This window comes from Pseudomonas fluorescens, assembly GCF_018614775.1.
Classification (GTDB): Bacteria; Pseudomonadota; Gammaproteobacteria; order Pseudomonadales; family Pseudomonadaceae; genus Aquipseudomonas; species Aquipseudomonas fluorescens_BY.
This window is the reverse complement of record NZ_JAGGOF010000007.1, coordinates 1-18,987: the sequence shown is the minus strand read 5'-3', so window position 1 is coordinate 18,987 and position 18,987 is coordinate 1. Positions and strand designations below refer to the sequence as shown.

The 18,987-nt window shown below is 60.8% G+C and carries 9 protein-coding genes; 4 read left to right on the top strand and 5 right to left on the bottom strand.

Annotated elements, in window-relative coordinates:
- The first annotated feature begins 172 nt into the window (after positions 1 to 172).
- Together J7E36_RS01710 and msrA are read left to right on the top strand one after the other, a co-directional pair.
- Positions 173 to 2,866, top strand: coding sequence for a putative bifunctional diguanylate cyclase/phosphodiesterase (locus J7E36_RS01710; RefSeq protein ID WP_214999269.1), 2,694 nt, complete (start codon positions 173 to 175; stop codon positions 2,864 to 2,866).
- A 78-nt stretch (positions 2,867 to 2,944) separates the two neighbouring features.
- Positions 2,945 to 3,592 carry a peptide-methionine (S)-S-oxide reductase MsrA gene (gene msrA / locus J7E36_RS01705; RefSeq protein ID WP_214999267.1) on the top strand — a complete coding sequence of 216 codons (648 nt, stop codon included), beginning with the start codon at positions 2,945 to 2,947 and terminating at the stop codon, positions 3,590 to 3,592.
- A gap of 180 nt (positions 3,593 to 3,772) precedes the next feature.
- Here the strand turns inward: msrA and J7E36_RS01700 are convergent, their stop codons facing one another.
- From J7E36_RS01700 to putP, 5 genes are all read right to left on the bottom strand, one after another.
- A complete protein-coding gene (locus J7E36_RS01700; RefSeq protein WP_214999265.1) occupies positions 3,773 to 4,612 on the bottom strand; it encodes a 23S rRNA (adenine(2030)-N(6))-methyltransferase RlmJ in 840 nt (279 codons plus the stop codon).
- 95 nt (positions 4,613 to 4,707) lie between these two features.
- The gene (locus J7E36_RS01695) at positions 4,708 to 5,427 is read right to left on the bottom strand and encodes a DUF4123 domain-containing protein (protein ID WP_214999263.1); all 720 of its coding nucleotides are present in this window, start codon (positions 5,425 to 5,427) and stop codon (positions 4,708 to 4,710) included.
- A complete protein-coding gene (locus J7E36_RS01690) occupies positions 5,424 to 7,481 on the bottom strand; it encodes a type VI secretion system tip protein VgrG (protein ID WP_214999261.1) in 2,058 nt (685 codons plus the stop codon). Before J7E36_RS01690 ends, J7E36_RS01695 begins: the two co-directional genes overlap by 4 nt.
- 240 nt (positions 7,482 to 7,721) lie before the next feature.
- Positions 7,722 to 10,049, bottom strand: a complete 2,328-nt coding sequence (locus J7E36_RS01685) for a hypothetical protein (RefSeq protein ID WP_214999259.1) — start codon at positions 10,047 to 10,049, stop codon at positions 7,722 to 7,724.
- Between the two features lie 525 nt (positions 10,050 to 10,574).
- Positions 10,575 to 12,059 carry a sodium/proline symporter PutP gene (gene putP, locus J7E36_RS01680; RefSeq protein WP_214999257.1) on the bottom strand — a complete coding sequence of 495 codons (1,485 nt, stop codon included), beginning with the start codon at positions 12,057 to 12,059 and terminating at the stop codon, positions 10,575 to 10,577.
- A 461-nt stretch (positions 12,060 to 12,520) separates the two neighbouring features.
- Between putP and putA the strand changes: the two genes are divergently transcribed.
- Both putA and J7E36_RS01670 read left to right on the top strand, forming a co-directional pair.
- The gene (gene putA, locus J7E36_RS01675) at positions 12,521 to 16,474 is read left to right on the top strand and encodes a trifunctional transcriptional regulator/proline dehydrogenase/L-glutamate gamma-semialdehyde dehydrogenase (protein ID WP_214999255.1); all 3,954 of its coding nucleotides are present in this window, start codon (positions 12,521 to 12,523) and stop codon (positions 16,472 to 16,474) included.
- A 258-nt stretch (positions 16,475 to 16,732) separates the two neighbouring features.
- A complete protein-coding gene (locus J7E36_RS01670; protein ID WP_214999253.1) occupies positions 16,733 to 18,535 on the top strand; it encodes an acyl-CoA dehydrogenase in 1,803 nt (600 codons plus the stop codon).
- Positions 18,536 to 18,987 lie beyond the last annotated feature (452 nt).

The window sequence follows — 18,987 nt, the reverse complement described above, 5'->3', positions numbered from 1 at the left end:
CCTCTGATCGGCTCGTGACTGAAGAAATCCTCTCGTCGGCCGATAAAAGGTTTATAGCACTTGGCCTTCATCTCTCTTGTCAGCCAGTGCCGCAATGATGCAACCTTGCGGCAGTCCGTAAGAACGAGGGCGTCAGCCCGGCGCGATCAGCATTTTCGAAGCGAGTTTCTCCATGAAAAGCCAACCCGATGCCGCCAGCCGTATGGCGGCCGAGGTAGTGACGCAGTTACCGGTGCCCTCGCGGCTCGGTATGCTGCGTTTCGAACGGCTGAATGAAGCAAGCTGGGCGCTGTTGTTCCTCGACCCCAGTTGCGAACGCTACTTCGGCTTGCCGGCGGTGGAGCTCTGCTCGCTGGTCAGCGCACCCTATGCCAGCCTGATGGAACCGCAAGCGCGCTACCAACTGCACGACGCGATCCAGCAGCAGTTGGCCGAGGGCTCGCACTACCAGATCTGCTATACGCTGCACACCGCCAAGGGCCCGATGAACCTGCTGGAAACCGGCGAAGCGTACAAGCAGCACAATCGTCACCTGCTGCGCGGGTACCTGCTGGCGGTGGAAAGTTTGCCGCAAGACGAGCCCTCCCTGCCCGCTCTCGACCTGGAAACCCAGAACTCACGCCTGCAGATGGCCCTGGAGCTCAACCAGCGCGCCCAGCAGGAGCAACTCCAGCATCTGGATCGGGTACGCGCCCAACAGGACCTGATCCTGCTGCTGACCCGGCAACGCTACAGCGCCAACAACTCCTTGCTCGAAGCGGCCGAACTCATTACCCGCAGTGCCTGCGACATCTACCAGATCGACAGCGCCAGCATCTGGAACCTCGAGGATGGCAAGCTGGTGCCGATCTCGGCCTTCAACCGGGCGTCCCAGGCGCACTTCCTGCCGGCGGTGATCAACGCCGACGAGTACCCCGACTACATGGAAGCGTTGCAGACCTGCCGCGCCATTGATGCCCACAACGCCATGCGCGACCCGCGCACCCGGGAAATGGCCGAGAGCCTGCGCGCCCGTGATGTCAACGCCATACTCGACGCCAGTGTGCGCATCGATGGCCAGGTGGTGGGCGTGCTGTGCCTGGAGCAGGTTGGCGCCACTCGCGCCTGGCAGTCGGACGAGATCGCCTTTGCCGGTGAGCTGGCGGACCAGTTCGCCCAGGTCATCAACAACCATAATCGACGAACCGCCACCAACGCCTTGCACCTGTTCCAGCGCGCCGTGGAACAGAGCGCCAATGCATTCCTGCTGGTCAATTGCGATGGCGTGGTGGAATACGTCAACCCGAGCTTCACGGCGATCACCCAGTACTCCACCGAAGAAGTCCATGGCCAGCGCCTGTCCGAGCTGCCCGCCCTGGAAAACCTCAGCGAATTGCTGTTCGACGCGCCGTCGGCGCTGGCCCAGAACAACAGCTGGCAGGGCGAGTTCAAAAGCCGCCGCAAGAATCTGGAACCGTACTGGGGCCAGTTGTCGATTTCCAAGGTCTACGGCGACAACCGCGAACTGACCCATTACATCGGCATCTATGAAGACATCACCCAGACCAAGCTGGCCCAGCAGCGCATCGAGCGCCTGGCCTACACCGACAACCTGACCAACCTGGGCAACCGCCCGGCGTTCATCCGCAACCTCGATGAACGCTTCGCCCGGGACAGCGACTCGCCCATCAGCCTGCTGCTGGTGGACATCGACAACTTCAAGCGCATCAACGACAGCCTCGGCCACCAGACCGGTGACAAACTGCTGATCAGCCTGGCCCGGCGCCTGCGCAACAGCCTGAGCCCCAGCGGCAGCCTGGCACGGTTCGCCAGTAATGAGTTCGCCGTGCTGCTGGACGACACGGACCTGGAAGCCGGGCAGCAAGTCGCCAGCCAGTTGTTGATGACCCTCGACAAACCGATGTTCGTCGATAACCAGTTGATCAGCGTGACCGGCTCCGTGGGCCTGGCCTGTGCGCCGCTGCACGGCCGCGACCCCCAGACGCTGATGCGCAACGCCGGGCTTGCCCTGCACAAGGCCAAGGCCAACGGCAAGCACCAGGTGCAGATATTCACCGAGGCGTTGAATGCCGAGGCCAGCTACAAGCTGTTCGTGGAAAACAACCTGCGCCGCGCGCTGACCCAGAACGAGCTGGACGTGTTCTACCAGCCCAAGTTGTGCCTGCGCAGCGGGCGCCTGCTGGGCATGGAAGCGCTGCTGCGCTGGAACCATCCGGAAAAGGGCATGATCCGCCCCGACCAGTTCATCAGCGTGGCCGAAGAGACCGGGCTGATCATCCCCATCGGCAAATGGATTGCCCGCCAGGCCTGCCGCATGTCCAAGCAATTGACCGCCGCTGGTCTGGGCAACCTGCAAGTGGCGATCAACCTGTCACCCAAGCAGTTCTCCGACCCTGACCTGGTCGCCTCCATCGCCAGCATCCTCAAGGAAGAACAACTGCCGGCCCGGCTGCTGGAACTGGAGCTGACCGAAGGCCTGCTGCTGGAAGCCACAGAAGACACCCACCTGCAGCTCGATCAACTCAAGCGCCTGGGCCTGACCCTGGCGATGGACGACTTCGGCACCGGTTACTCGTCCTTGAGCTACCTGAAGAAATTCCCGATCGACATCATCAAGATCGATCGCAGCTTCATCCACGAAATCCCGGACAACCAGGACGACATGGAAATCACCTCGGCAGTGATCGCCATGGCCCACAACCTGAAGCTCAAGGTCGTGGCCGAAGGCATCGAAACCGCCCAGCAACTGGCGTTCCTGCGGCGCCACCGTTGCGACGTCGGCCAGGGCTACCTGTTCGACCGGCCAATCCCCGGCGCCGAGCTGATCGAGAAGCTCAAGCGCTACCCGCGTGGGCCAATTGACTGACAGCGCTGTAACACTCGGGCACACTGACAGTCTTATTGCGTGAACTCGCTCAACTCAATCTGACTGAGAGGACTGAAGATGGTCTTGCGCTCGGAAATCCTGGTGAACAAAAACGTGCTTCCTACTCAAGAACAGGCGCTGCCTGGCCGCGAAACGCCCATGAGCGTGCCGGAGAAACATTTCGTCCACGACGCGCCCCTGCTGGGGCCGTTTGCCATGGACGTGGAATTCGCGATCTTCGGCCTGGGCTGCTTCTGGGGCGCCGAGCGCAGGTTCTGGCAACGCGAAGGCGTGGTCAGTACAGCCGTGGGCTACGCTGGCGGTTTCACGCCGAATCCGACCTATGAAGAAGTCTGTTCAGGCCTGACCGGCCACAGCGAAGTGGTGCTGGTGGTTTACGAACCGGCGAAGATCAGCTATGAAGCGCTGCTGAAGATGTTCTGGGAACTGCATAACCCGACCCAGGGGATGCGCCAAGGCAACGACATCGGCACCCAATACCGCTCGGTCGTCTATGCCACCAACCCAGATCAACTGGCTGCCGCCAAGCACAGCAAAGACGTGTTCCAGGCGGAGCTGACCAAGGCCGGTAAGGGCACCATCACTACCGAAATCGAAGAAGCCCCGACGTTCTATTTCGCCGAGGCCTATCACCAGCAATACCTGGCGAAAAACCCTGAAGGGTATTGCGGGATCGGCGGTACGGGCGTGACCTGCCCGATATAGCTTGAAAAGCTTCGCGAGCAAGCTCGCTCCCACAGGGGATCTGCGTTCAGACGCTGATGCCGGATTCACACCGGATAACGATGGGAGCCGGGCTTGCCCGCGATGGCGGCGGCACAGTCGACACTGATGCAAGCTGACCCACCGCNNGCCTGCTCGCGATTGCGGCCTGCCAGACGTTGATCAACTCTCGGCAATCAACCAATCCATCTGCCACCCACCCTGGGTCTGTCCAAGCTTTTTCGACAGCCATAGCAGCAGCTCGCGCAATTCCTCTTCCAGCCCCCACGGCGGATTGGCGATCGCCAGGCCGGAGCCGTTCAGGCTGTTGGGCGTGGCGAGCGGGTGCACCAGCAGTTCCACACGCAACAGCTTTGGCGCCCCCGTTCCGGCCAGGTCCTGGTAGAAGCGGCGCAACAGACGCTGATCCTTCACCGGGTACCAGATCGCTGCCACCGTCTGGCGCATCCGGCCGATGGCCTCCTTGAGGGAAGCGGCGCAGCGCTGCATCTCGTCAAGCTGTTCGAAGGGTGGATCGATCAGCATCAAGGCGCGCTTCTCGGCCACCGGCAGCAACGCCCGGGGCACATGCCAGCCTTCACCCAGGTGCACCGCCACGCGACGGTCGCCTTTCATGTTGTCCTTGAGCAGCACACCGTCTTCGGGGTGTTTCTCGTTGAGCAACACGCGATCCTGCGAACGGGTCAGGCGCCGCGCCAGCTCCGGGGAGCCCGGGTAGTAGCGCAACTGGCCGTCCGGGTTCATGTCGTGCAGCACCTTCATGTAGTCGGCTGTCAGCGCTGGCAGGTCATCCTGGTCCCACAAACGCGCGATGCCTTCCAGGTATTCACCGGTGCGGTTGGCCTGGTCGCCCTGCAAGTCGTACAGCCCGATGCCCGCGTGGGTATCGAGGTAGGCGAAGGGCTGCTCCTTGCGCGACATCAGGGCAATGAGGCGGGTCAAGGTCAGGTGTTTGAACACGTCGGCGTGATTGCCGGCGTGGAAGGCGTGACGATAGTTCATGGCGGCTCCTGCGAAGGGCAACGAGTTTACCTTGAAGCGCACCGAACGTCAGGGTTCACAGCCGAGCGGGTGCTCCCGGCCATGAACCTGAAGCATCATCCCAGCTCCTGCGCCAGGTATTCCAGCAACGCCGCCCTTGGCGCCTGAGCCAGCCCTGGGGTGTCGAGAAAATGCGCAATCTTGCGGCGCAGGATGCACTCGGCGACCCGCTCGAACAGCTGCGGATGCTCCGCGTCCAGCCAGTTCAGCAGGTTATCCACCAGGCAATCAGCCGAATCTTTCGCCAGTGACTTCAGTACGCCCTCCGGCACTGCCCACCAGGGAAATGCCCGAGCCTGCCGCTGGGCATTTCCCCCGACGTCAAGCGACTGGCTGTTGATCAGGCAACGGTCGATCGCCGGCAATAACTGTCCGACATCGACTTGCGCCGATTGCAGGATCGGCAACACAAACCGCCCGTCCCAGAAGCGAAAAAATACCGGTTTGCCACTGGGCAACAGGACTTGGGTAAGCCCACGCAGATGTTCCGCCAAGGCTTGCTGGCCGGCGGAGGACACCGCCAGCCAGCCCCAATCGAGCGCATCGGTGGTCGCTATCCAGTCAAGAAACCCACTGTCCGGGCTGACAAGCCCTACATAGGGCATGACCGATTCCCACTCTGCGTAAGGGGTGTCCGCCCAGATCGGACTGGCCGGCGCAGTCATCGAGTGTTTCCAGGCAGATGCCGCCCCCCCGTCGCTGGCGCTGCTGAAGATGGCGAAGAGTTGCTCGCTGGCCTGCAAGGGCTGGTCCTGAAGCCAGGCACGGGGCGTCATGGGCGCACCTGCGTTTCAACAGACGGGTGAGAGACCAATGGCACTGCGCAGGCACCCCCTCTGCAACGCTCACACTCCTCGCAAAACGCCGCCTGGCCTTGCAGGCTCAGGATTTGTGCAAGGGCAAGCCGAGGGGCCGCAGCGGCGACCGGGTCTTCGGGATTGCGAGGCGAGCCTGGTGCTGACGCCATGACGGCCATCGGCGCACCGCCCACTTCGATGGGCACGCTGCTGAAGATCCCTGCGGCGCCGATATTGATCCAGTGCCCACCGGCCTGAATCGTCGCGCTGACGCCAGCCTCCAGCACCACCTGCTGGCCGGCGCCGACGTGAAACTGTCGACTGGCGCTGAGCACCTGGCTGGTCACGCGAATATGCCGCTCACCGAGCACCCGCAGGTGATCGTCCTGTCGGACCTCAGCCTGGCGGCGGCCATGGGTCACGCGCAGTTCATCAGCCTTGTGTTCGTGCCGCGCCGTCCCCGTGACGACAACGCTGCGCTCATGATCGACCTGCACCCGCTGATCATGCAGCACATGCTGCGTCCAGTTCCGTTGGGCCCGCAGGTAGATTTCCTCGGCGCCCTTGCGGTCCTCGATGCGCAATTCGTTGTAGCCGCCCCCGCCGGGGCTGCTCTGGCTGCGCAATAGGCTGCGGGTCTTCTCGGCTGGCAGGTCCAGCGGCACCGGGTTGGCACCATTGGGCAGGCAACCCACCACCAGCGGCTTGTCCACGTCGCCATCAATGAACCCTACCAGGACCTCCATGCCAACCCGGGGAATCATCACCCCGCCGTAGCGATCATGGGCCCAACCGGAGGCGACCCGTAGCCAGCAACTGGAATGCTCATCGCGTTTGCCGTCGCGGTCCCAGACCAGTTGCACCTTGACTCGCCCGAACTCGTCACAATGGATCTCGCTGTCAGCGGGCCCGGTTACCACCGCTGACTGGTAACCATGAGCGCGTGGCTTTTCAAGAGGCAGGGGCGGACGGTAGGACACCTCCCAAGGCGTGGCCTGAAATGTATTGCGGTAGCCCTGGAATCCATCCGGACGCTCATCGGCCATCTCTTCCAGTACCTGGGGCTGACGGCCATGGTGGGTGATTGCCGTAAGCAACCAGAGGTCATTCCACTGCGCCCGAGGATGCCCCTGGATGTGCAGGAAATGCCCGCTGACGAGCGCGCGTTGATCACTGCGCCCCTCGGCCAGCCGGTAGTCGGCGCCATGGCGTTCGAGCGCACGCTGGGTCAGGTGCCGGCCATGCTCGCGGTCGGAAAAATGCCCAGGGTAGCGATAATCCTCCAGCGCCGGTTGCTGCTGAGTGTCGAGGCTGGTTTGCAACAACAACCCGGGCTTGCGAAAGTCGTAGTCGCGCAGCGTCACTGCCGTGGTCCGGGCCTGGAGCCGCACCGCCAGGCAACCGATCGCCGGCTCGCTGGCAGCCAGGCCACTGCCCGGCTGATAGATCGTCGGCTCGGGCAACCGGGGGAACACGGTCTGGTCGTCACCAAACACCAGCAGATGGCCGCCAGGACTGTGCCGGAAGTGGTAATGAATACCGACCTCTGCACAGATCCGCTCGATAAAGGCCAGGTCGCTCTCGGCGTACTGCACACAATACTCACGTTCGGGGTATTGCCCGCCGAGGCTGAACTGGAATGCATCGCCCTGGATGCCATGGTCACCCAGCACCCGGGTAACGATCGCCGGCACGCTCAGGTGCTGGAAAATCCGCTGGTTGATGCGGTGACGCAAATAAGCCAGGCGTGGCACCAGGGTGATCTGGTATCGGGTCAGGCGCTGGCCCGAATCGCCTTGGGCCACGCTGTAGAGCTGGCCGTGGATGCCGCGCCGCCGATCATCGAAACCCAGGTAGGCCTGGCGATGCAGCAGTGCTTCCAGTGCCAGGTCGGACCGTTCGCTGACCAACTCCAGATCAACGTGATAAGGCTGGCTGATGGCTTCCCTGGCCTTGAATTCAAGCACCTTGAATTCACTGGGTTCGCCATCGAGCGTCAGCGTGAACCGGGATGGATGGGCAGGTGCGAACATCCGATGTGCCTCTGCTGAATGAAGGCCGGCGATTTTGCACGAGCCGCACAGAGAGTTGATGGGACGTCATGAAAAACAGATTTGCCTTACAAGCGGGGAGATAAAAGCCGCAACGCGCGCTGTATTTTCCGATAGACACTTTCTGCATAGCAGTCAACCGTCGCACGAATGAATCAGCGGTTTCTTACGCCATAACGGCGTTTGGTACTTCCAGGGGCGTGATAACGTCCGAGCGTCTTGTCATCCGAGACGCATATACCTGAACCAGACAGGGCCCGATAAGGCGAGAGTGGTCTCCGCGATGCGATGCAAAATACCCAAGCCTTGCTCATCGTCCTCATGAAAGCCGACAAATACCGTACGCCCTCCCACGGCAGGAATAAGCAATTCCACTTCGGTGGCAGTCGAGTTACTGGTGTAGCCCATTACCAGCCTGATCTTTTGCCCTTCGCGGGGGGGATGAGGTAACTCAAGGCTTCCAGGCTTCCCATGCAGGTCTTCGCCAAGAGGCCAGAGTTTTCTGGTGTTATTGATGAAGAATTTTGGGCGTTCCAGCAGTACCCCCAGTAGTGTGGCAAGCCTGTCCTGCACCGGTACTCTGAATGTGCAATCTACTAAGCGGATATCGCAGATATGTCCAGCAGTGACCAAGTCTTGGTCATCGTCGGCATCAACGATAACTGTGCCGTACGCTTGGAGCAGGACAGGCGCAATTGGAGGTTGGGGAGCGGAGCAGCTGATTCTTGAGACGCAACCGCCTGTTATGGTGTATTCACCTGGCGCTTGTGGCTTTAAGGCGATTCCGTCTTCCTGACCAAAGCCACGACAGCTTCTTATGGATGCAATTACTCGGAAATTAGCGTTATTACCCTGTGTAGCAATGGTTTCGCCAACGATGTTTTCCAAGTCGAGTTTGAGCGCGAACATGGACTCTTTTGAAGGGAGCCTGTCATCGAGATTTACATCCACGTTCAGGCCGGAGCCATGAGCATTATGGATGTTGAGTTCCTCGCATACTGCGATTGAAGCGTCGGCGAATTGGATTCGACCGGGCCTGACCCAGAGCCGTTGCGGCACATCCAATTGGGATCGATATTCGAGACCATCGACAATGATCCTGCGCCAGAACCGATACTTGATTGGGGTCCCCGCAGGTTTTGCTGTACCAGGGCTTTGCGTATGCAGGAGAAGCTCCAGATCGCCGACGCCTCTATTGCTGATGATCGTGATGTTACGCATCAGGAGATCGCCATCGCAGAACCCACCCGTATCGCCTCTTCCTTTCACGAATCCGTCGCTGCGACTCGCCATATTACGAGCGTGGAACGTAACCGTATCGAGGTCTAAATTGCCGAGCGCCGTAACAAGAATCCCGCTATGTCCTACCACCATGTTGCGCAATCGTAACCACTCCATGAATGGCTCATGGAAATCCACACGACTCAGTACGCCGTCTCGGAGGGTAACTCGCTGGCAAAGATTATTACCGGTGGCACCCCACCCCTCACCCTCGGCATGTGGCGTTATTTCAATGTCGTAGCAGGTATTGAGTTGAAAGTTATAGGCATAGTTGAAATTTTCGTTCCGAATGGCCCATTGCATCTCCGTGCGAGCCCTGACCTGACAACATTCAGAAAAATAAATATAGGTTGGATTCCGTGGCGTATAAATATTTTCATCCTGGATGAAGCGCACATCCAGATCGAGCAAACTGGTGCTTACACGCACATATTCATTTGATTCAGCGTTGTCACGGATATCCAGCGTCAACCCCTTGACTGTGCGTCGCCGCTCTTCCATTCGAAACACTTTGACAGAGGACACATTTATGCCCGCCAGGGAATACCTTAATGGCGATGACACAACACCGTCTTTATAGACTCTGTTTAATTCAATCCGCTTTCTTGCGGCTGAGCGATAGGTATAAAAATCCTGTTCGGTGTAGATGATGACAAAGCTGTCACTGACTTCTGGACGGCCGAACCAACCCGAAAATCGTGACGAGCCTACGTCAAGATCCTGAGAGCTCATCAAAAGCCTGACGACGGGGGAGTCTGGCCCGAAGGTCTCCGCGCTGTTTTTTCTTCCGAAGACGAAGCGCCCGGACCATGACGAACAATCGAATATGGCGCCAGAGAAATCGCAATCGGTGGTGAGTTCAACGAGGCCGTTATTGAGAAGCTTGAACCGGCCCCTTGCTACCAGCATTGCTTGCGCCTCGTTGGCTGCGCTTGCTGCTTTCTGCAAAGCAGGCAAGCAATCCTCGTTGCCTAAAGGGTCTGCACCGAATGCCGCCAACGATATACGCTCCGATGCGTCGGGGAGCACACGAAGTTTCAGCCCCCCTCCAGTCACGAGATGAGGTGCGGCCGTTTCTACCAAGACTTCATATCGGAAGCCTTGCGCCAGGAGGATGTCTCCTACCGACAGAGACGAATAGTTCAAATCGACATCTTCCAACATTTCGGAGACGGAACAGAACAAGGCGCCTATGCGTGCAGACAGGCGGCGTGTGAGTTTGGCTTCGGTAATTGAATTGTCAGGCAGTTCCTGAAGGTGAGAGTTCATAGTTCTATTTCCCAGTTATGCGCTGTGGTACTGCTTATGATTGAAATTAAGCGCGGAGTTTCACCAAATTCCATGCTGTCAGCTTCATAGCAGACGAATCGATAATGAATAACTGTGTAGTAGCCTGTGCGATGTTCAAATTTGAACTGTTAGATATGACAGAAGCGACAAACGGTCGACTGGCGGCGGTCCAGGTGGATGGAAGTCACGGACACCCGATTCAGCGTGATGCTCGGGTATCATCTTCCCGGAGAACACCGCCCATTATCGCTTCATCACCGAGCCATGGACGTGTCTTGGAGCTACTGACGGGGCATCCCCAGCGAAGCTGATCACGGCGGGGTTTCTGGGATATGGTGCGTTGAAACTGTAGCGAATAAGCACTGCTTGGGTGATGCAGATCTTTCTCAACCAATCCGATGCCAATACAAACTGAGGCCCCATAAAAAACGGCCCGTCTCCATTGGCGACGGGCCGTTTCCTTATACAACCTTCAGCGAGCTATCAGGGCCTCGCTGAACCCACTTACTGGTTCAAGCGGAAATCCTTCTCGGCCGCCTCGAAGCGCTGCATCATACCGGCGGTAGGCGAGCCCATCTTGCTGACGAAATAGATGGCCAGGCTGGCGAAGATGAAGCCCGGGATGATTTCGTACAGGCCCAGCAGCTCGAAGTGCTTCCAGACGATCACGGTAATCGCACCGACCAGGATGCCTGCCAATGCGCCGTTACGGGTCATGTTCTTCCAGATCACGGAGATCAGGACAACAGGGCCGAACGCGGCACCGAAGCCGGCCCAGGCATAGCTCACCAGGCCCAGTACACGGTTATTCGGGTTGGCCGCCAGGGCAATGGCGATCAACGCCACCAGCAACACCATGGCACGACCGACCCAGACCAGTTCCAGCTGGGAAGCGTTCTTGCGCAGGAAGGTCTTGTAGAAGTCCTCGGTCAGGGCACTGGAGCACACCAGCAACTGGCAGCTCAGGGTGCTCATCACCGCCGCCAGGATGGCCGACAGCAGTACACCGGCAATCCATGGGTTGAACAGGATTTTCGCCAGCTCGATGAACACGCGCTCATGGTTCTCGGTCACTGGGCCCGCCACTTCAGGGTGAGCCGAGAAGTAGGCGATACCGAAGAAACCGACGGCCACGGTGCCGCCCAGGCACAGGATCATCCAGGTCATGGAGATGCGACGGGCCTTGGCGATCGACTTGACCGAATCGGCGGCCATGAAGCGCGCCAGAATGTGCGGCTGGCCGAAGTAACCCAGGCCCCAGCCCATCAGCGAGATCACGCCGATGAAGGTGGTGTTCTTGAGCATGTCGAAGGACGTAGGGTCTTTCGCTTCGATCGCCAGGAACGTGGTGTCCACGCCACCGGTGGCCAACAGCACGATGATCGGCGTCAGGATCAGCGCGAAGATCATCAGGGTGGCTTGTACGGTGTCGGTCCAGCTGACGGCCAGGAAGCCGCCGACGAAGGTGTAGGCAATGGTCGCGGCAGCACCGGCCCACAGCGCCGTCTCGTAGGACATGCCGAAGGTGCTTTCGAACAGACGGGCGCCGGCCACGATGCCGGATGCGCAGTAGATGGTGAAGAACACCAGGATCACCACGGCGGAGATGATCCGCAGCACGCCACTCTTGTCTTCGAAACGGCTGGCGAAGTAGTCCGGCAGCGTCAGCGCGTCACCGTTGTGCTCGGTCTGTACCCGCAGACGACCGGCCACGAACAGCCAGTTCAGGTAGGCACCGATGATCAGGCCGATGGCGATCCAGCTTTCCGACAGGCCGGACATGTAGATGGCGCCCGGCAGGCCCATCAACAACCAGCCACTCATGTCGGAGGCACCGGCAGAGAGCGCGGTGACCACACTGCCCAGGCTGCGACCGCCCAGGATGTAGTCGGAAAGGTTGTTGGTGGAGCGGTAAGCCATCAGGCCGATCAGGACCATGGCTGCGATATAGATCACGAAGGTGATCAAGGTGGGATTACTAACACTCATGAGTTACGCCCTGGCTTTGTTTTTATGGTGCGGTGGCAGTTGCAAACGTCGGCCACACCGAGGGTGTAGCGACGCTTGTAGACCCGCGAATTTATGACCGATGTTTCCCCAGGAAAGCCATCGGCCGATGCCCCTCGGCTCAGAACCGGTTGCACCTTGGCGGCGAATGCTATGCAAGAACCGAAATTAGGTGCAACCAGTTTCGCTCGAATAAGTTGCACCTTATCGGTTTTATCGCAAAAGCCCGGCTTTTTGCTCCTTTTTAGTGCAGCTGCATGGCTACCGCTAGAACCCCTGGCACTAAGACGAGGCAAGGGAGTGCGGCCGAGAATGTTTTCCTGATGAGCAGCCTGTTATTTCATCAAAAAAAGGGTTGCACCCGGTTGCACCTCATTCAGCGCACAGCTAATCTTGCCGCCAGCTGATGCCACGCGATACGTGGTAAACATGAGGATAAAAATATGGCTACCACCACCCTCGGGGTCAAACTCGATGACCCGACCCGCGAGCGCCTCAAGGCCGCCGCGACCTCGATTGATCGCACGCCTCACTGGCTGATCAAGCAGGCGATTTTCAATTACCTGGAAAAACTCGAGGGTGGTGCAACCCTGACTGAGCTGAACGGTTCGCCCCGTGCCGACAGCGACGATGCCGGCGAGGTCCAGGCCGACCACGCCCACCAGTGCTTCCTCGAATTTGCCGAGAGCATCTTGCCGCAATCGGTGCTACGCGCCTCCATTACCGCCGCCTATCGTCGCCCCGAGCCGGAAGTGGTGCCGATGCTGATGGAGCAGGCGCGTCTACCGGCACAGATGGCCGAAGCCACCAACAAGCTGGCAGCTTCGATTGCGGAAAAACTGCGTAACCAGAAAAGTGCTGGCGGCCGTGCAGGGATTGTCCAGGGACTGCTGCAGGAGTTTTCCCTGTCGTCCCAGGAAGGCGTGGCACTGATGTGCCTGGCCGAAGCACTGCTGCGCATCCCCGACAAAGGCACTCGCGACGCGCTGATCCGCGACAAGATCAGCACCGGCAACTGGCAGCCGCACCTGGGCAACAGCCCGTCGCTGTTCGTCAATGCCGCCACCTGGGGCCTGTTGCTGACCGGCAAACTGGTCGCTACCCATAATGAAGCGGGCCTGACCTCCTCCCTGAGCCGCATCATCGGCAAAAGCGGCGAGCCGATGATCCGCAAGGGCGTCGACATGGCCATGCGCCTGATGGGCGAGCAGTTCGTCACCGGTGAGACCATCGCCGAAGCGCTGGCCAACGCCAATAAATTCGAGTCCAAGGGCTTCCGCTATTCCTACGACATGCTGGGGGAAGCCGCGCTCACCGAGCATGACGCCCAGAAGTACCTGGCTTCGTACGAACAAGCCATCCATTCGATCGGCAAAGCCTCCCACGGTCGTGGGATCTATGAAGGCCCGGGCATCTCGATCAAGCTCTCGGCCCTGCACCCACGCTACAGCCGCGCCCAGTACGAGCGCGTCATGGAAGAGCTGTACCCGCGCCTGTTGTCGCTGACCCTGCTGGCCAAGCAATACGACATCGGCCTGAACATCGACGCCGAGGAAGCCGACCGCCTCGAGCTGTCCCTGGACCTGCTCGAACGCCTGTGCTTCGAGCCGCAGCTGACCGGCTGGAACGGCATCGGCTTCGTCATCCAGGCCTACCAGAAGCGCTGCCCGTACGTGATCGACTACGTCATCGACCTGGCCCGCCGCAGCCGTCATCGTCTGATGATCCGCCTGGTGAAAGGCGCCTACTGGGACAGCGAAATCAAGCGCGCCCAGGTCGAAGGCCTGGAAGGCTATCCGGTGTATACCCGCAAGGTGTACACCGACGTTTCCTACATCGCCTGCGCCCGCAAGCTGCTGTCGGTACCGGAAGCCATCTACCCGCAATTCGCCACGCACAACGCCCATACCCTGTCGGCCATCTATCACATCGCCGGTCAGAACTATTACCCGGGCCAGTATGAATTCCAGTGCCTGCACGGCATGGGTGAACCGCTGTACGAACAAGTTGTAGGGAAAGTTTCCGAAGGCAAGCTGAACCGTCCGTGCCGCGTGTACGCTCCAGTCGGCACCCACGAAACACTGTTGGCCTACCTGGTTCGTCGCCTGCTGGAAAACGGCGCCAACACCTCGTTCGTCAACCGCATCGCCGACCAGTCCATTTCGATTCAGGAACTGGTGGCGGACCCGGTCGCCAGCATCGAGCAGATGGCGTCCCTGGAAGGTGGCTTCGGCCTGCCGCACCCGCGCATTCCTTTGCCGCGCGACCTGTACGGCAGCGAACGCGCCAACTCCAGCGGCATCGACATGGCCAATGAACATCGCCTGGCGTCGCTGTCCTGTGCGTTGCTGGCCACTGCCCATAACGACTGGAAAGCCGTGCCGATGCTTGGTTGCGCCGCCAGTGAAGAAACGCCGGCGCCGGTTTTGAACCCGTCCGATCATCGCGACGTGGTCGGCCACGTGCAGGAAGCCACGGTCGCTGACGTCGACAATGCCATCCAGTGCGCCCTCAACGCCGCGCCGATCTGGCAGGCCACGCCACCGGCCGAACGCGCCGCGATCCTCGAGCGCGCCGCCGACCTGATGGAGGGCGAGATCCAGCCGCTGATGGGCCTGCTGGCCCGCGAAGCCGGCAAGACCTTCGCCAACGCCATCGCCGAAGTGCGTGAAGCCGTGGACTTCCTGCGTTACTACGCGGTGCAGGCGCGCAACGATTTCACCAACGATGCCCACCGCCCGTTGGGCCCGGTGGTCTGCATCAGTCCGTGGAACTTCCCCCTGGCGATTTTCAGCGGCCAGGTGGCGGCAGCATTGGCCGCCGGTAACCCGGTACTGGCCAAGCCCGCCGAGCAAACCCCGTTGGTGGCCGCACAAGCCGTGCGTCTGATGCTCGAAGCCGGCATCCCCGAAGGCGTCCTGCAACTGCTGCCGGGCCGCGGCGAAACCGTCGGCGCCCGCCTGGTGGGTGACGAGCGCGTCAAAGGCGTGATGTTCACCGGTTCCACCGAAGTCGCTCGCCTGCTGCAACGCAACATCGCCGGTCGCCTGGACAACCAGGGCCGGCCGATTCCACTGATCGCCGAAACCGGCGGCCAGAACGCAATGATCGTCGACTCCTCGGCCCTGACCGAACAAGTGGTCCTCGACGTGGTGTCCTCGGCCTTCGACAGCGCCGGTCAACGTTGCTCGGCCCTGCGGGTGCTGTGCTTGCAGGAAGATTCCGCCGACCGTGTCATCGAAATGCTCAAGGGCGCCATGGCTGAATCGCGCCTCGGCAACCCGGAGCGCCTGTCCGTGGACATCGGCCCGGTGATCGACGCCGAAGCCAAGGCCGGCATCGAGAAACACATCCAGGCCATGCGCGACAAAGGCCGCACCGTCTACCAGATGGCAATCGCCGACAGTGGCGAGTGCAAGCGCGGCACCTTTGTGATGCCGACCCTGATCGAGCTGGAAAGCTTCGACGAACTGCAGCGCGAGATCTTCGGTCCGGTGCTGCACGTGGTGCGCTACAAGCGCAAGGAGCTGGATCAGCTGATCAACCAGATCAACGCTTCCGGCTATGGCTTGACCCTGGGCGTGCACACCCGCATCGACGAGACCATCGCCAAGGTGATCGACAACGTCCATGCCGGTAACGTCTACGTGAACCGCAACATTGTCGGTGCCGTGGTCGGTGTGCAGCCGTTCGGCGGCGAAGGCCTGTCGGGCACCGGTCCCAAGGCTGGCGGTCCGCTGTACCTGTACCGCCTGCTGTCGACCCGTCCTACCGACGCGATTCAGCAGTCTTTCGTCCGCGGCGACGCCCTCAGCGCGCCAGACCTGCGCTTGCGCGATGCCATGAGCAAACCGCTGACCGCCCTGCAAGCCTGGGCCGACAGCCAGAAGCTCGCCGAACTGAGCGCCCTGTGCGTGCAGTTCGCGGCCCAGTCGCAAAGCGGTATCACCCGCCAACTGACCGGCCCGACCGGCGAACGCAACAGCTACGCGATCCTGCCGCGCGAGCATGTGCTGTGCCTGGCCGATGTGGAAGGCGATCTGCTGACGCAACTGGCGGCTGTATTAGCCGTCGGCGGCTCGGCCGTGTGGCCGGAAACTGACACGAGCAAGGCCTTGTTCGCACGCTTGCCGCAGGATATTCAGGCGCGCATCCAGCGGGTTTCCGACTGGGCCAAGGACGAGATAGTGTTCGACGCGGTCCTGCACCACGGCGACTCGGACCAACTGCGCAGCGTTTGCCAGCAAGTGGCCAAGCGTGCCGGCGCCATCGTCGGGGTCCACGGCTTGTCCCAGGGCGAAACCGGCGTCGCGCTGGAACGCCTGGTCATCGAGCGGGCGTTGAGCGTCAACACCGCGGCGGCGGGCGGTAATGCCAGCCTGATGACGATCGGTTAAACCACTGCAAGCCAGGCACTCGCAATGGGTGCCTGGGTAACCGCAATCCCTGTGGGAGCGAGCCTGCTCGCGATGGCGGTGGTTCAGTCAGAAATGATGTCGACTGACACACCGCCATCGCGAGCAGGCTCGCTCCCACAATTGATCAAGGCCTGATCAGATCCCTGCGTTCTGGCCTTCCATCACCCAAATCAATCATCCTGTTCAACCTCTATTACCGCACCTAGACTCGGCCCATTCCAAACAAGGTAGGCCGCCATGTCCGAGACGCTGCTCAGTTCCCGTAATCTGGCTTTCGAGCTGTATGAAGTCCTTGATGCCGAAGGCCTGACCCAGCGCGAGCGGTTCGCCGAGCACAATCGCGAAACCTTCGACGCCGCCCTGGGGACTGCCCGCAGCATCGCCGAGAAATATTTCGCGCCGCACAACCGCAAGAACGATGAGAACGAACCGCGCTACGAGAACGGCCAGGCCATCCTGATTCCCGAGGTGAAGCCGGCGGTGGATGCCTTCCTTGAGGCGGGTTTCCTCAACGCCGCGCGCAGCTTCGACGCCGGCGGCATGCAACTGCCGACGTTGCTGTCACAGGCCTGCTTCGCGCATTTCCAATCGGCCAACGCCGCCTCCACCTCATATCCGTTCCTGACCATGGGCGCGGCGAACCTGATCGAGAGCTTTGGCAGCGAGGAGCAGAAACAACGCTTCCTGCAACCGATGATCGACGGGCGCTTCTTCGGCACCATGGCCCTGACCGAGCCCCACGCAGGCTCTTCGCTGTCGGATATTCGTACACGGGCAGAGCCAGCAGCCGACGGCAGTTATCGACTCAAAGGCAACAAGATCTTCATTTCCGGAGGCGATCATCCGCTGTCGGAAAACATCGTGCACATGGTCCTGGCGAAACTGCCGGACGCGCCGCCAGGCGTGAAGGGCATCTCCCTGTTCATCGTGCCCAAGTTCCTGGTCAACGACGACGGCAGCCTTGGCCCGCGCAACGATGTGCTGCTGGCCGGGTTGTTCCACAAGATGGGCTGGCGCGGCACCACCTCCACGGCGCTGAACTTCGGTGACAACGGCGAATGCGTCGGCTACCTCGTGGGAAAACCGCACCACGGCCTGAGCTACATGTTCCAGATGATGAACGAGGCGCGGATCGGCGTCGGCATGGGCGCGGTGATGCTCGGTTACGCCGGCTACCTGTATTCCCTTGAGTACGCCCGCGAACGCCCCCAGGGCCGGGTGCCCGACAGCAAGGACCCGACCACCACGCCCGTGGCAATCATCCAGCACGCCGACGTGCGGCGCATGCTGCTGACCCAGAAGGCCTACGTCGAAGGGTCGTTCGACCTGGGCCTGTACGCGGCGCGCCTGTTCGACGACACCACCACCCTGGAGAACGAAGCCGAGCGCCGGCACGCCCACGAGTTGCTGGACCTGCTGACACCCATCGTCAAATCCTGGCCGTCGGAGTTCTGCCTGAAAGCCAACGAACTGGCGATCCAGATCCTCGGCGGCCACGGCTACACCCGCGAATACCCGGTGGAGCAGTATTACCGCGACAACCGCCTGAACCCGATTCACGAAGGCACCCACGGCATCCAGTCCCTGGACCTGCTGGGGCGCAAACTGGCGCAAAACGGCGGCGCCGGGCTCAAGCAACTGATCCGCTTGGTGGCCGACACCACTGAACGCGCCCAGGCACACGACTCACTGACGCCGTTGCGCCAGCCATTGGAAGCCCTCGTGGCGCGCCTGCAAACCGTCACCCTCGGCCTGTTGACCGACCTGGCCCAGGGCAAGGTGAACAGCAGCCTTGCCAACTCGGCGCTGTACCTCAAGGTGTTTGGTCATATGGTGATTGGCTGGCGCTGGCTGGAACAGGCGATTCGTGCCGAGGAAGGCCTTGCCAGGGGGGAAGCTGCCGATAGCGACTTCTATAAAGGCAAGTTGCAGGCGGCGCGGTACTTCCTCACTTGGGAAGTGCCGGGGTGTCACCATGAGCTGGCGTTGCTGGAGGCGCGGGATGATACGTGCCTGGCGATGCGGGATGAGTGGTTCTGAGCCGGGAATGGCCTATCTCTTCCGGCTGTACGCAGCCCCCCTGTGGGAGCGGGCTTGCTCGCGAAGGCGGGCTAACAGCCGACCTGACTTTTCTGGTTGCACCCCCGTCAGCTCTGTGGCGCTGAGTTCTGGAAGCTGAGCGGTGGGCAACCTGTGGGAGCAAAGCTTGCTCGCGAGGCGGCCTAAGAGCCGACCTATCTCTCCCGGCTGTACCCGATCCAACTGTGGGAGCGAGCCTGCTCGCGATAGCGGTCTGACAGACGACCTACCTCTGTGGGAATGATCAGACAACCGATCGGATTTTTCCGACAATCTCTGGCGGTTGCCGGGTGGGAAGGGTTGTCGCTAACCTTTTTCCGTCGCTGCAACCCAGCGACCGGGCTTGGAAACCCGATCAGTAAACGGCGTAACCGAAACCGATATGGAGCGCCAACATGTCTGAACAGATATCT